Source organism: Alteromonas australica (assembly GCF_000730385.1).
In the GTDB taxonomy this organism is placed as follows: Bacteria; Pseudomonadota; Gammaproteobacteria; order Enterobacterales; family Alteromonadaceae; genus Alteromonas; species Alteromonas australica.
The window spans coordinates 1,119,962-1,133,291 of sequence record NZ_CP008849.1 but is presented as its reverse complement, the minus strand read 5'-3'; the positions used below and the strand labels follow the sequence as shown (position 1 = coordinate 1,133,291).

At 45.3% G+C, this 13,330-nt stretch carries 15 protein-coding genes; 3 read left to right on the top strand and 12 right to left on the bottom strand.

Features of this window, described 5'->3' with window-relative positions; all coding sequences use genetic code 11:
* Nucleotides 1-4: 4 nt before the first annotated feature.
* The 12 genes from flgK to EP13_RS04845 form a co-directional block, all read right to left on the bottom strand.
* On the bottom strand, nt 5-2,038 hold the full coding sequence (gene flgK, locus EP13_RS04900) for a flagellar hook-associated protein FlgK (RefSeq protein ID WP_044056312.1): 2,034 nt from the start codon (nt 2,036-2,038) through the stop codon (nt 5-7).
* A 15-nt stretch (nt 2,039-2,053) separates the two neighbouring features.
* Nucleotides 2,054-3,004, bottom strand: coding sequence for a flagellar assembly peptidoglycan hydrolase FlgJ (gene flgJ, locus EP13_RS04895; RefSeq protein WP_044056311.1), 951 nt, complete (start codon nt 3,002-3,004; stop codon nt 2,054-2,056).
* A complete protein-coding gene (locus EP13_RS04890) occupies nt 3,004-4,116 on the bottom strand; it encodes a flagellar basal body P-ring protein FlgI (RefSeq protein WP_044056310.1) in 1,113 nt (370 codons plus the stop codon). Before EP13_RS04890 ends, flgJ begins: the two co-directional genes overlap by 1 nt.
* An 18-nt stretch (nt 4,117-4,134) precedes the next feature.
* The gene (gene flgH, locus EP13_RS04885; RefSeq protein WP_044056309.1) at nt 4,135-4,818 is read right to left on the bottom strand and encodes a flagellar basal body L-ring protein FlgH; all 684 of its coding nucleotides are present in this window, start codon (nt 4,816-4,818) and stop codon (nt 4,135-4,137) included.
* Nucleotides 4,819-4,829: 11 nt separating this feature from the next.
* On the bottom strand, nt 4,830-5,618 hold the full coding sequence (flgG, locus tag EP13_RS04880; RefSeq protein WP_044056308.1) for a flagellar basal-body rod protein FlgG: 789 nt from the start codon (nt 5,616-5,618) through the stop codon (nt 4,830-4,832).
* Between the two features lie 47 nt (nt 5,619-5,665).
* Nucleotides 5,666-6,409, bottom strand: coding sequence for a flagellar basal body rod protein FlgF (locus EP13_RS04875; protein ID WP_044056307.1), 744 nt, complete (start codon nt 6,407-6,409; stop codon nt 5,666-5,668).
* 121 nt (nt 6,410-6,530) lie between these two features.
* On the bottom strand, nt 6,531-7,910 hold the full coding sequence (flgE, locus tag EP13_RS04870) for a flagellar hook protein FlgE (RefSeq protein WP_044056306.1): 1,380 nt from the start codon (nt 7,908-7,910) through the stop codon (nt 6,531-6,533).
* A 14-nt stretch (nt 7,911-7,924) separates the two neighbouring features.
* Entirely contained in the window at nt 7,925-8,611 is a 687-nt protein-coding gene (locus EP13_RS04865; protein ID WP_044056305.1) for a flagellar hook assembly protein FlgD, read from the bottom strand.
* Nucleotides 8,612-8,641: 30 nt separating this feature from the next.
* Complete coding sequence (gene flgC, locus EP13_RS04860; protein WP_044056304.1) at nt 8,642-9,064, bottom strand: flagellar basal body rod protein FlgC; 423 nt, start codon at nt 9,062-9,064, stop codon at nt 8,642-8,644.
* A 2-nt stretch (nt 9,065-9,066) separates the two neighbouring features.
* Nucleotides 9,067-9,498 carry a flagellar basal body rod protein FlgB gene (gene flgB, locus EP13_RS04855; RefSeq protein ID WP_044056303.1) on the bottom strand — a complete coding sequence of 144 codons (432 nt, stop codon included), beginning with the start codon at nt 9,496-9,498 and terminating at the stop codon, nt 9,067-9,069.
* Nucleotides 9,499-9,670: 172 nt separating this feature from the next.
* Nucleotides 9,671-10,501 carry a CheR family methyltransferase gene (locus tag EP13_RS04850; RefSeq protein WP_044056302.1) on the bottom strand — a complete coding sequence of 277 codons (831 nt, stop codon included), beginning with the start codon at nt 10,499-10,501 and terminating at the stop codon, nt 9,671-9,673.
* A 15-nt stretch (nt 10,502-10,516) separates the two neighbouring features.
* On the bottom strand, nt 10,517-11,446 hold the full coding sequence (locus EP13_RS04845; protein ID WP_044056301.1) for a chemotaxis protein CheV: 930 nt from the start codon (nt 11,444-11,446) through the stop codon (nt 10,517-10,519).
* A 207-nt stretch (nt 11,447-11,653) separates the two neighbouring features.
* Between EP13_RS04845 and flgA the strand changes: the two genes are divergently transcribed.
* From flgA to flgN, 3 genes are all read left to right on the top strand, one after another.
* Nucleotides 11,654-12,373 carry a flagellar basal body P-ring formation chaperone FlgA gene (gene flgA, locus EP13_RS04840; RefSeq protein ID WP_081869439.1) on the top strand — a complete coding sequence of 240 codons (720 nt, stop codon included), beginning with the start codon at nt 11,654-11,656 and terminating at the stop codon, nt 12,371-12,373.
* Nucleotides 12,374-12,476: 103 nt separating this feature from the next.
* Complete coding sequence (flgM, locus tag EP13_RS04835) at nt 12,477-12,806, top strand: flagellar biosynthesis anti-sigma factor FlgM (protein WP_044056300.1); 330 nt, start codon at nt 12,477-12,479, stop codon at nt 12,804-12,806.
* Nucleotides 12,807-12,838: 32 nt separating this feature from the next.
* The gene (flgN, locus tag EP13_RS04830; RefSeq protein WP_044056299.1) at nt 12,839-13,270 is read left to right on the top strand and encodes a flagellar protein FlgN; all 432 of its coding nucleotides are present in this window, start codon (nt 12,839-12,841) and stop codon (nt 13,268-13,270) included.
* Nucleotides 13,271-13,330: the final 60 nt, after the last annotated feature.

The window sequence follows — 13,330 nt, the reverse complement described above, 5'->3', positions numbered from 1 at the left end:
ATGCTTACCTCGCCGACTGTAATATGGTGTTGAACAGTTCTTGCGCCGTAGATAAAATTCTCGCAGCCGCTGCATAACTTTGCTGGTACTTAATCAAATTCGCCGCTTCCTCGTCTAAGCTTACGCCAGATACAGATTCAAACCAGTTTTCAGATTGCACTTTCATAGCTTCGGCAGATTCCAATGAAACATTAGCCATGGCGGCGTCTTCGCCAATTCGTCCAACCATAGACGCATAAGCATCTTGAAAAGTGCGTGGTGTATTTGATGACTCACTGCTCACTTGCACGAGAGGGTCGTTTTGCAACGAAGCCAACGCAAGGGTATTAGTGTTGTCGTTAAAACCATCGGTATTGTAGCTTATAGAAAAACTATCTCCGGCTTTTGGGACACCATCAAGGCTAAAGTCGTAGCCAGGATCCGAAGTCAATCCAGCCTGAGCGAGCAAATTATTTAGGTTAGTTGTCCCCGTGACCGTTGCCAACGTTGTGCCGCTTGCATCTAATACTTCATAGGTATCTTCAGCGGTAAAATAAACTTGCGCTGGCGCAGAGCTGATTAGGCCTCCCGACCCATCAAATCCTGAGTCCCCCACCGTGGTATTGGTCACTTCTACCCCTGAGACATTTGCACTACCTAAATTTGTTGCATCGGCCTGGGCGCGTATTGGTGATGCAAACGCTAAATCTTCAGGGCGCTGAGTCGCAAGCGTTATTGAAGACGCTATATTCTTCGTCGGCTGAAGTAAAAACTGAAACCCTTCTTCGTAATTACTCGTGCCAGAAAACTCCACCTCAATTCCACCCGGCAATTCATTGTAACCAGCACTCACCGCCATTGTGCTGACAAGATCATTACCCGCACCATCGGTTTGCACGGTGCCATCTGGGTTGATCATTGATACGATAATGGAAGTCGGTACGCCAGATGCGTCCACGGCATCAATTTCAATAAGATAATCTGCGTCGGTTAACTCGCTGCCTTTGCCTTCAATGAGCTGCCCTGTCACTTGGAAGTCGCCGGTTTCCGTTGTAAGCGCCGTGAAGCTAGGAATATCAAAAATATTAGTACCGAGCTGGCCATCTAGGTCCATGCCTAATTTGTTTTGGGTATTCATGGCATCTGCAAATGCCACTGATAACTGCCCTACGTCACGCATTGCTGGACCAAGCACATCATTCCTATACCTAAATAGCCCTCCCAGCGCACCACCTAGATCATTTTCCACCACAGGTACAGAGGCATCTCCTTTGGTGTCTGAACCAAAATCAGTTTCTAATTTAAGCTCTTTTGATGTCACATCACCGTTGCTATTTAATTCAAATAAATTAAATGCGCCATTATCCAAGACCAGAGATTCACCGGTAATGAGGTTGATCGTCACAGCGCCATTTTGACTTTGGCTATCATTGACGTTAATGGCCATAATCGACGCCAACTCATCGATAGCTTGATCACGCTCATTTAATAATGCACTGGGCTCATCGCTGGTACTGTTTCCTTTAGCGATAACAATATTTTTATTTAACTCGCCAATATTAGCAATAAGGCTATTCGCTCGGTTGACCATAGAAGTAAACTCTAAATTGAGCTCTTCCTCTTTTTCTATCATGTAATCAGAAATGGTCTTCATTCGCTGATATAAAGATTCGCTTTTACCCAAAACTTGTTCGCGAGAGGCTAGGTTTGTAGGATCATCCGCGGCGGTTTGGAGTGCTGCAAAATAGTCACTTATTCCTTGTGAGAGAGAGTTAGCTTCACTGGCAAGTAGATTGTCGATGGCCGTTGTTTTTGAGGAGTAAGATTCTAACTCACCTACCAAGGTGATATCACGACGCAATTGGTTTTGCGCAAACACGTTAATAATTCGCTCTGTATTACCAATTTCTACGCCAAACACCTGGCTATTATTAAGTTCTGTACGCTCGCGTACATACCCGTCCGTATTAACATTTGCTATGTTGTTACTGGTGGTTTGAAGCAGTTTACTGCTAGCATTAACGCCACTGGTGGCGAGAGAAAATAAATCAACGCTCATCTGAATTCCTCCGCCTTAGGGCATTAAGCCATTGAGCCTGTCACTGTGGTAAACAGACATAATTTTGTTTGCGTATTCTGGGTCGGTGGCATAACCCGCATCTTGCAACGCTTGGGTATATTTACCGGCATCTTGTGCGTGCGCTACCGCTTGCTTATATCGAGGTTGAGTAGCAATGAATTTGCCATAATCATCCATGGCATGGGCCAGTGAGGAATACGAACGGAACGCGGCTTTCTGTTTTTCAGGTATATGCCCGTTAAATTCCAGTGTACTAACAACAGCCTGATCACCTTGCCACTGTGAATTCGCTTTAATACCGAATAAGTTATGTGAACTCGTGCCATCTGAATTGTGTATGACAAACTGCCCCCACCCTGTTTCCACCGCCGCCTGTGCAATAATGGCTTTGGCGTCTAAGCCATATTTTTCGGCTACCTCTTGAGCATAGGGCTGTAAAGTGCTGACAAAATCCTCTGGGCTCTCAAACATACTGTCTTTAATTGCGGCGCGAGTGCCTTTAGACTCTGATACAAGTACGCTTTCCTGAGCGTGTTCAGTCTGCTCAACTCGACCTCTGTTTAGTGAACTCAAATTACCGTCGCTTCGAATGGTACTGGCTGGCTGGTAACTGTCCTCAGAATGCCCCATCTGCTTTACAATAATATCGGCTAATCCCATGCCGCCGTTTGACGTTAAGTCTGCCGCCAATTGCTGATCGTGCATATCACGATAGAACTTCACTTGTTCAGAGTTAAATGGGCTGTTTTCATCCGCTAGTGCATCTTGCGCTTTACGCATGGATTTCAGCATCATTTGCACAAAAATAGCTTCAAACTGCTGTGCTGCTTCTTGCAACACATCCTCGTCACCTGACGCGATAGCTTCTCGCATCTTATTAATACTGCCGAGATCATGAACGTTTCTTGCCATGTCTAGCTGTGACTTAGACCCTAACCCGTCCATTAGATAATCACCAATTCACCGCGCAATGCGCCAGCTTGTCTAAGGGCTTCTAAAATTGCCATAAGATCTCCCGGCGCTGCGCCCACTTCGTTCACCGCTCTAACCAGTTGATCTAATGTCACGCCGGGCTCAAACTTGAACATGCGGCTATCGGCCAAATCCACATCGATAATTGACTGAGTTGTAACCACAGTTTCTCCGTCAGCAAAGGCATTGGGTTGAGAAACTTGCTGATTTTCAGCAATGGTAACGGTTAACCCACCGTGGGTAATGGCAGCAGGCAGTAATCGCACTTGACTGCCAATAACGATAGTGCCTGTTCGGCTGTTTATCACTACCCGCGCAGGCGCATCAGCCGGCGTAAATTCAAAATTTTCCAGTGTCGCTAAAAAGCCCACGCGCTGCCCAACATCACGGGGCGCAGAAACACGTACAGACGCTGCATCAATGGGGGTTGCTATTACATACCCTTTATCCGGCTGTGCACCTAAACGTTCATTGATCGTATCTGCGAGAGCCTTTGCTGTAGAAAAGTCGGGGCGGTGTAAATTCAGCGTAAGCGAATCGCCATTCGCGAAACCGCTTGGTACAGATTGCTCCACCATCGCGCCGTTGGGAATACGCCCAACAGTAGGGGTATTAACCACAATCCGTGATCCGTCACCGCCTTGTGCTCCAAAACCACTCACCACCAAACTGCCTTGTGCCACGGCATATACTTTTCCATCCACACCTTTTAAGAAGGTTTGAAGAAGCGTTCCGCCTTGCAAACTATTGGCTTCACCCACAGATGACACTGTAACGTCAATGGTTTGCCCGGGTTTCGAAAAGGCCGGAAGCTCAGCGTGAACCGCAACCGCAGCCACATTTTTAATTTTTGGTTTGGTGTTGGCATCTAAGCTGATACCGAAATTACTTAACATGGTTCGAAAGCTTTGCTCGGTAAACGGGCTTTGCTCACCCGTTCCCGGTAACCCCACCACCAGGCCGTAACCCACCAATTGGTTACTTCGTACACCTTGAATACTGGCTAAATCTTTTATGCGCTGACCACTCGCTAGGTGCGGCGTAAAAAGGCTTAATGCGGTAAGAACAACAATAAATAAACGCATACTCACTCTCCAATTGGCTTACAACGGCCACCAAGTTGAATCGAAAAACTTGGTTAACCAGCCTCTTTCTTGCGCGCGCGCAAAGGAACCTGTACCAGAATACTGAATCCGTGCATTAGCCACTTTGGTTGAAACGATCTCGTTTTCCGGACTAATGTCCGCCGGACGAATAATGCCAGTCAGACGAATGTATTCATCACCATGATTAAGGGTTAACCACTTCTCGCCTCGAATAACGAGGTTATTGTTCGGCAGTACATCAACCACGGTGACAGAAATGGCCCCCGACAAACTATTGCTTTGATTCGCCGCCGAATCACCAGAAAAATCACTGGAAGAACCGATGCCTAATTGAATAGATTGCCCGCCAATATTCACCGCTTGACCGCCTAACCCTGTAATGGTGTCTAGATTCACGGAAGAGTCTTTCGCGGTAGTGGTGTCAGCCGATTTACTCGCTGACGTACTTTCGCTGAGCGCCACGGTAATGATGTCACCCACTCTGCGCGCTGTTACATCAGAATAAAGGCTGTTTGCCATATAAGAGCGAAACAAAGAGCCGTCTTCTACAATCGTCTCACGGGGGTAATCCGGTACCACTGGAGCGAAAGAAGGATCATTCGCTTCAACAGGAGGTTGGCTTGTACTTGCACAGCCCCCTAAAGTTATTATCGCCACAGAAAGTGCCAGAATACGTTTCATCACGTTACCTGCTATAGCTGCTGAATGACTTGACCAAGCATCTGGTCAACCGATGAAATCACTTTGGAGTTCATCTCGTACAAACGCTGGCTTTCGATAAGGTTTACCAGTTCTTCTGTGACGTTAACGTTCGACGTTTCTAACGTACCTTGAGAAATGTAACCCAGCCCTTGCAAGCCAGGTACGCCTTGGATAGGTGCACCACTGGAAGCGGTTTCTACAAACAGGTTTTGACCAATAGGCTGTAACCCTGTGGGGTTAACAAAATCCGAAATATTCATTTGCCCAAGAACTTGAGGTTCAGCCTCGCCACGCACAGACACGCTAATTTCGCCATCTTGTGAAATCGTGATTTGTTGCGCATCTTCGGGAACAGCCACTTCTGGTTGCAAAAGGAAGCCAGCACCCGATGTCACAATTTGACCTTGATCATTCAATGAGAATTGACCATTTCGAGAATATGCAATGGTGCCGTCAGGTTGTAATATTTCAAAATACCCGCGCCCTTGGATAGACATATCCAAGGCATTTTCGGTGGTCAACAAATTCCCTTGAGTATGGGCTTTTTGGGTTGCCACTACTTTAGAGCCCGAACCTAACATTAAACCTGACGGGAGCTCAGTATCCGCCGAAGAGCGACCACCCGGCTGGTTTATGTTTTGATAAAGTAGATCTTCAAATACGGCACGGTCCTTTTTAAAGCCCACCGTTGATGCGTTGGCCAGGTTGTTAGAGACAACGGCAACATCAGTCTGTGCAGCATCTAAACCTGTTTTACTAATCCACAATGCTGGGTGCATATAAACCTCCCGTCGTTGCAGTTATCCACAACGTCACTAAAAAACAATTATAAAATGCGAAGCAGGGTATTGCCGCGAGTATCCAACTCCTCGGCTTGCTTCATAACCTTTACCTGTAACTCGTAGTGACGCTGTAAATTGATCATATCGACCATCTCTTCCACAGCGTTTACATTCGAACCTTCAAGCATGCCCGACATCACTTTTACATTCGCATTGGCGGGTGCCAGTGTGCCGTCTTCCATTCTAAATAAACCGTCGGTACCCCGTTCCATATCCGCATAATTGGGGCTGACTAGCTTCAACCGACCAATATCTTCAATAACATTTGCTGGGGCGCCTAGCTGGCGCATAGACAAAGTGCCATCGGCGGCAATGTTGAGATTATCTAGAGGAACGGGCAAAAATATTGGACCATTGTCACCCAAAACCACGCGGTCATGGATATCTGTCAAAATTCCGTCGTCGCCCAGTTTGAAGTTACCATCACGAGAATAGGCTTCTTGGCCATTTTCATCTTGAACGGCAAACCAACCATCACCTTGAATCGCTACATCAAGGTCACGCCCCGTTTGTATCATGGGGCCTGATTCGTAGTTATTAGAAGGGCTTTCTGTCATAGAAAAAACGCGGGTCGGCAAACCTTCGCCGTACGCCGGCATTGCTCTTGCCTGCTCTAGCTGAGCACGGAAACCCGTGGTTTGTGCATTGGCTAAGTTATTTGCCCTAATCCCAGTCCCTAAAAGGTCTTGAGAGGCACCGCTTGCTGCTATGTAGAGAAGTTTGTCCATGACTGACTTTTGACTCTGGTTAAACCATACACAGGTTTTGCAAGGCCGATGCCAATATGTACAAAAAATGAAAGATATAAAAAAGCCGCAGTAATCTGCGGCTTTTTTGAAGAGTGACTATTTATCGAATATTCAAGATAGTTTGATTCAGAGAGTTATTCACTTCAAGGGCACGAGAATTGGCTTGGAAATTACGCTGGGCAATAATCATATCAATCAACTCGGTGGTTAAGTTAACATTGGCCTGCTCTAGCGCTGATGAGTTAATTTCACCATAGGTACCTGTTGTGGCTTCCCCAGCAAGTGCTTCACCCGATAGAATACTCTCTTTCCATTCTGTGCTGCTTTGCTGAGTTAACCCTTGTTCATTGGCAAAACGCACGAGAGCAACACGTGTAATGGGCTCTGAAGTCCCGTTTGAGAATGTGGCACGTACTAATCCATCCGGACCAATATCAATCCCCGTCAGTCGCCCTACTGGTAAACCATCTTGCTCTAATGAAGTCACTTCAAACGCTGACGCATACTGTGTAGGCTCATTTACGGTGGCTTCATCGGGGTCAAGGTTGAAGTCGATGGTAATTTCTTGAGTAGGATCGGCACCGTTTGATAATACGCTGGCAAGTGCTTCAGTATTTAACGTGTAATCAGGATTGGTGCTGCCATCTGGGTTTTCGATGCCAACGAAATCACCGCCATCAGAAAAGATTAACTTCGCGGCAGTCACATCGTTACCCGTCGCTGTCCCTAATGAATGCACACCCACATCACCAGGTGTTGACGTGGTGCCATCTTCATTTTGTAAATTAACGAGTTGATCATCTACAGCTGTCGCGACATACCATTCGTTGGTGGCAGAATCATCTTTCACAAAATAGTAAGTCATAACATGTGAGTCACCCAGTGAATCATACACGGTGACTGATGTCGCGGCGTTGTAAGTAGACGGGTCTTCCGGATCAAACTGGGCAGCTTCCACACCCGCATCACTCGCCGGAAGATTCATTCTTATATCAACTTCGGAAGTTTGTGCAGGTGAGCCTGATGAGTCTGGGATCAATACCGGCTCAGTGGTACTTAGTGCCACTGATGAGCTGGTACCATCAGAATTAACGGGGAAGCCTAGTAGTAAATCACCGTTGCTGTTTACCACATAGTTGTCATCATTCAATTTGAATTGACCTGCCCGTGTGAAAGAGAAATCACGGGATGTTTCATCTGGCACTGTGGCAAAAAAGCCGTTACCTGTTATCGCTAAATCAAGTGCAGTATTGGTGAACTGTAAGCTACCTTGAGAAAATTGCTGGGCAACATCTTGGGTTAACACACCGTCGCCCACTTTTGTTTTACTTCCTGCGAGCAACGAAGTGGCGTACACGTCACCGAACTCTGCCCGTGATTCTTTAAAGCCAACGGTATTAACGTTAGCAATGTTGTTTGCGGTTACATCTAAATCTTTTTGAGCAGCAGCTACGCCGCTAAGTGCGATATTAAAAGACATGGGTTGTTCTCCTACTAACTGCCTATCTGAATGACGTCATCAAGATTGATACTGACATCACCAGCCAAATTTAAAATGACGCCCTGTCCGCTACCGGCCAGGCTTACGCTGCCTACATGACGATTAACTGCTGTAGACAATTGGGTGTTTTCACCATCCACTTCACCGGTTGCGGTAATGACATAATCCCCTTCAGGCATATCATTCCCCTGAGTGTCTTTCCCGTCCCACTCAAATGCGATATTGCCTGCGGCTTGGGTTCCAGCATCTATGGTTTTAATCACCTCTCCATACTGGTTCTCAATATTTATTTTCATGTTTTGAACGGTTTGCTCATTCACAACTACGCCTGAAAGCCCATCACCTTGCGCTGCCATGTGTCCAATATTGCCCTGAACCAATACGTTCTGTCCTATAAGGCTGGATGCTTGTAGCGCCTGATTAGACGTCATGGAGGCGGCAAACGATTCGAACTTATCGTTTAATTGCGAAATACCATCCGCCATAGTGAATGATGTCATCTGCGCAACCATTTGATCGTTATCCACGGGTGCAGTGGGATCTTGGTTCGCTAACTGTTCTGTAAGCATTGCAAAGAAGTCTTCTTGCGATAACTGTTGTTCAGTGCCATCTGCAATCTTGACGGTTTCTTCCTGCCAATAAAGGTCGGTGTCGAGCCCGCTGTTATTAATCGTATCCACGTTTGATTCCTCAATTACCTAACCGGCAAGTTATTGCCCTTGGCCTAATTGCAATACACGACGAAAGATTCGTTTAGTGGTATCGGCAACCTGAACATTGGTTTCATAAGCTTTAGACGCTGACATCATGTTTGCCATTTCTTCTACAATATTCACATTTGGCTTGTAGATATACCCATCTGCATCCGCCATGGGATTATGAGGGGCATATTCCACCTGCAATGGCGCATCACTCTCAACGATACCACGCACAGATACCCCTGCTCCCTTCGACTGATCTTGCATAGCCTGCTGCAACTCTGTGGCAAATACTGGGTGGCGTGCTCGGTAGGTTTGGTCATAACTGCTGCTTACCGTATTCGCGTTGGCGATGTTACTTGCCGTGGTATTAAGGCGAACATTTTCAGCTTCCATTCCTGTGCTAGAAATTGACATTACATTAAATAAGCTCATGGCTACTGGCCTCCAGAACTAAGGGCTTTTTTCATGCCTTTGATTTTACCGTTGAGAAACTCAAGGCTAGCTTGGTAGCGAAGGCCGTTGTCAAGAAAGCGATTTCTTTCGGCTTGCACTTCTACTGTATTTCCATCGCCGGTATCAGGCTGCGTAGGTACGCGGTATTGCATTTCAAAATTTGATGCAACAGAGGTGCTGCTTCCACCTAAGTGATTTTCATGAGTTTTAAGCAGGCTATTGCCGCCTAAGGTACGTGTGCCTTCCGACCGTTGCATGGCGGATTCCATTGCTTTATTAAAATCAATGTCTTTGGCTTTGTAACCCGGCGTATTCGCATTCGCTAAGTTGCCAGCAATCACTTCCATTCTATCCGTACGAATAGACAGGGCTGATTGATGGAACCCAACGAGCTTGTCGAGATTAATTGCCATGATAAAACTCCTAACTGCAAAATGCTGTTGTATACCGCATACAACAAAATTAGCTATTAACGAAGATTTACTAGCAAGGTAAATGCCAGTTCAAAGAATGAGCGAGAGGTAAGATACGGAACTGGCAAGAAATTAGAGAAACAAACACCTTTAAATCATAAACTTAAAGGCATTATTTCTTTTGATAATATAACCCCGGATGGCATTTAACCATGGCATAAAAATCACTGGCGGCACTGATAGATTCGGAAGCGCCAAGGAATAGTACACCGCTTGGCTGCAATTGAGCGGCAATTTGTTGCAGTATCTTTTGTTTTACTTCCGCTGAGAAATAAATCAGTACGTTACGGCAAAATACCACATCAAATCTGCCCAATGAGGCATAGCTACTGAGCAGGTTTAAGCTTTTAAATGACACCATTCTGCGAACTTCAGGGCGAAGCTGCATTTGCCCGCTTGCGTGAGTTTGAAAGAAAGCTTGGCGACGTTGAGGAGATAAACCACGCGCCAATGACAGTTCATCATAAATCCCTTGCTCGCTCTTTTCTAGCATTTCCGAGGACAGGTCAGTGGCAATAATTTCTACCCCTCCTCGTAACGCACCTGGACGCTGTTTTTGATACTCTAGTATAGACATGGCAATGGAATAAGGCTCTTGTCCAGACGAACAGGCCGCACTCCAAATTCTTATTCTTTGTGACTTTTCGGCTAATTTAGGCAACAGATCTTTGATTAAAAGATCGAAAGGATAACTGTCTCTAAACCACAGCGTTTCATTTGTGGTCATCGCATCGATAACACTTTGCAATAACGTCCGGTCATAGCCTTTTACCACAACGTCAATAAGTGCATCTGTACTAGGGTAATTAAATTTATAGAGAAGCGAGGCAAGGCGGCTTCGAACTAGGTATTGTTTGTTCTCACCTAACACGATGCCACATTGTTGCTCTAAGAATTGCCTAAACTTGAGATAACTCTCCGGGGATACATCTTTACTGTTCAATCCCTGACCGCTCCGTTATTCACAATCTTTCATAAGCCATTTCTGAACTGCCGTAGCCAGTTCATCGGGGTGGAATTTCGCAATGAAATCATCGGCTCCCACCTTCTGTACCATAGCTTGGTTGAATACCCCACTCAGTGACGTATGCAAAACCACATGAAGTTTCTGTAACTGTGGCGTATTTTTTATTTCAGCGGTAAGCGTGTAACCATCCATTTCTGGCATTTCAATGTCCGATACAAGTACGCCAACTCGGTTTGTTACATCACCGTACTCTTCGGCAATTTCCTTCAAACGGTTCAAGGCTTCTAGTCCATTTTTAGCTAACTCGATTTCCAGGCCAAGGGTTGTCAGTGCTTTCTTCACCTGATTTCTCGCCACGGCAGAATCGTCAGCAATAAAGATAATCTTGTCTTCTTTACCTTCGGTAGTAAGCCCTTCGGCGACGTCAGCACTTACATCGGCATTCAGTGGTGAGATTTCATTCAAGATTTTTTCAACATCAAGAATTTCAATCAATTCGTTTTCTACTTCTGTCACCGCAGTAAGATAACTTGCTCTGCCGGTACCTTGGGGCGGTGGCATAATCGCATCCCAATTTGTGTTGATGATACGTTCAACGGCCCCCACCAAAAAACCTTGTACGGAGCGATTATATTCTGCAATGACAATAAACGCGTTTGACAAGTCTTCTATACGACGACCCCCTGTCGCCATACTCAAGTCGATGACAGAAATAGTTTGCCCACGAATATGCGCCACACCACGAACTAAAGTGTTCAACTTTGGCATCGACGTTAAAGGTGGGCACTGAAGTACTTCACGAACTTTAAAAACGTTGATACCAAAGCGCTGTCGGCCATTTAACCTAAACAATAATAACTCTAGCCGGTTTTGCCCAACGAGCTGCGTGCGTTGGTTAACTGAATCCAAAATACCCGACATGTGTCACCTCTTTTTAATTCTGGGCATGATCATTGCCTTCTCTTATTGAAAATAGACAATATCACTAAATAATAGCCGTTCAAACGACAGAAAAATGACACTTATTGCCATTTCGTTATCCTTACTGTGCCGTTTGAATGAACATTGCATGCATTCTTATCTGATAAGCATAGACAATATCTAAGTAACTGAACACGAAAAGTAGCCATGAATATTTTAAAACACAAATTTTTTACGATAGAACAATGGCAATATGCACTTTTTGTCATGATGTTTTCCATTGCAACATTCCCTTGTAATGCTGCTGACTTACATGAAAAAGTTCAACAAGGTGCGCAAAAATATTTAATGTCAGTACTTAGTCCTAGCGACGAAGATACTAACATCGACATACGTATTGTGAAGATAGACGATAGGATAAGTATTCCTCAGTGCCCCACAGGGTTTCAGTACTATGCATCAGACGAAGCACTCAAACAGTCGTATATTTCTGTTCGTGTTAGTTGTCAAAATAACGATTGGTATCTCTTTACCAGTGCGCAAGTTAGTAGAACAAAACAAATTGTTGTCACGTCTGGTGCAGTGAGTCCAGGAACCGTTTTAGGTGCCGATAACTTAACCCTCGCCGATGTGGATATTCGGCGCCTAAGATATACGGCCTTCACAGACCTGAACAGTTTAATTGGCGCCCGCATGAAACGTAGAGTGGTCGATGGTCAAGCCATACAATCAAATATGCTGTGTTTTGTATGTAAAGGTGACAGAATAACCATTAAAGCCCATATTGGCACTATGGCGGTGAAGACTGCTGGAATCGCCGAACAAGATGGTGTCATTGGTGATACAATTAGGGTGACAAACACGAGCAGTCAAAATACGGTAATAGCCGAAGTCGCCAGTGCGAAAGAAGTCGTGGTACACTTGTAAAATAGCGATTTAAAAGACTGCATTTTCATCTCAAAAAAGCCTAAAGAAAAAGCATGAAGGGCCGATAATATATACTGAGGTGAATAGGTAGTGGAGAAAGACTATGGCAATTAACAATGTAAACAATGGGTTACCAAAAACACCCGTTGATAATACAAAAATTTCGCAGCAGAATCAGACGCAACAGTCTCAACAGCAAGCGTCAGATGTCGCTGCAAAGACGCAAAGTGCGCCCCGTCAAGATTCGGTGTCGCTGACGCAATCTGCGCAACAATTGAATCAAGTACAGAAAAAAGGTACTGAAGCGCCTGTTAATCAGGAAAAAGTAGATCGTCTTAAAAAAGCGATTCAAAGCGGCGAGTACAAGGTTAACCCTGAAGTGTTAGCCAATAAAATCGCCAAGGCTGAATCAGAGATTTTTGGCGCCGATTAACCACAGTTGCATTAACATTTAGTTAGGTGATTATGACCAGCACACTTACCTCAGCATTACAGCAACAAGTTGAAAACTTGTCTCAATTAGCGCAACTACTTGAGCAGGAACTTCACTTGATAAGTGCCCGTGATGCTGAAGCACTAACGAGTTTGCTGGAACAAAAAGCCGAGCTACTTGAAGCGATTCAAGCTGCAGATAGGCAAATTGAGCCCGTTTATCAAGCAGAGAAAAAATCGGGTAGTTTGCCTGAAGAGGCAGAAAGCTTAATGCAATCGGCGGCTCAGATATTAGATGAATGTAAGTATAAAACCAGTGTCAACCAAAAGGCAGTGGAGCAAGGTCAGCTTCGTCTGACTCACTTACGTAATCTTATGTTAGAAGTGCGCGCAAAAGAATCCCTAACCTATGACAAAAAAGGCAAGCCCAACGGTGGGCGTTTAGGTTCAGGTGTAAGCGCCTAGTATTTTTCACCCTCCTCGATCTTTAAAGAAAAAGGGTGCAATTGATATTGCACCCTTTTT

What these genes read in the sequence shown, in the direction of transcription:
- flgJ (WP_044056311.1), bottom strand. Translation starts at nt 3,004, where the DNA reads ATGGACGGGTTAGGGTCTAAGTCACAGCTAGACATGGCAAGAAACGTT.
- flgN (WP_044056299.1), top strand. Translation starts at nt 12,839, where the DNA reads ATGACCAGCACACTTACCTCAGCATTACAGCAACAAGTTGAAAACTTG.
- flgK (WP_044056312.1), bottom strand. Translation starts at nt 2,038, where the DNA reads ATGAGCGTTGATTTATTTTCTCTCGCCACCAGTGGCGTTAATGCTAGC.
- flgH (WP_044056309.1), bottom strand. Translation starts at nt 4,818, where the DNA reads ATGAAACGTATTCTGGCACTTTCTGTGGCGATAATAACTTTAGGGGGC.
- flgA (WP_081869439.1), top strand. Translation starts at nt 11,654, where the DNA reads ATGAATATTTTAAAACACAAATTTTTTACGATAGAACAATGGCAATAT.
- flgG (WP_044056308.1), bottom strand. Translation starts at nt 5,618, where the DNA reads ATGCACCCAGCATTGTGGATTAGTAAAACAGGTTTAGATGCTGCACAG.
- flgM (WP_044056300.1), top strand. Translation starts at nt 12,477, where the DNA reads ATGGCAATTAACAATGTAAACAATGGGTTACCAAAAACACCCGTTGAT.
- flgE (WP_044056306.1), bottom strand. Translation starts at nt 7,910, where the DNA reads ATGTCTTTTAATATCGCACTTAGCGGCGTAGCTGCTGCTCAAAAAGAT.
- EP13_RS04875 (WP_044056307.1), bottom strand. Translation starts at nt 6,409, where the DNA reads ATGGACAAACTTCTCTACATAGCAGCAAGCGGTGCCTCTCAAGACCTT.
- flgB (WP_044056303.1), bottom strand. Translation starts at nt 9,498, where the DNA reads ATGGCAATTAATCTCGACAAGCTCGTTGGGTTCCATCAATCAGCCCTG.
- EP13_RS04890 (WP_044056310.1), bottom strand. Translation starts at nt 4,116, where the DNA reads ATGCGTTTATTTATTGTTGTTCTTACCGCATTAAGCCTTTTTACGCCG.
- EP13_RS04845 (WP_044056301.1), bottom strand. Translation starts at nt 11,446, where the DNA reads ATGTCGGGTATTTTGGATTCAGTTAACCAACGCACGCAGCTCGTTGGG.
- flgC (WP_044056304.1), bottom strand. Translation starts at nt 9,064, where the DNA reads ATGAGCTTATTTAATGTAATGTCAATTTCTAGCACAGGAATGGAAGCT.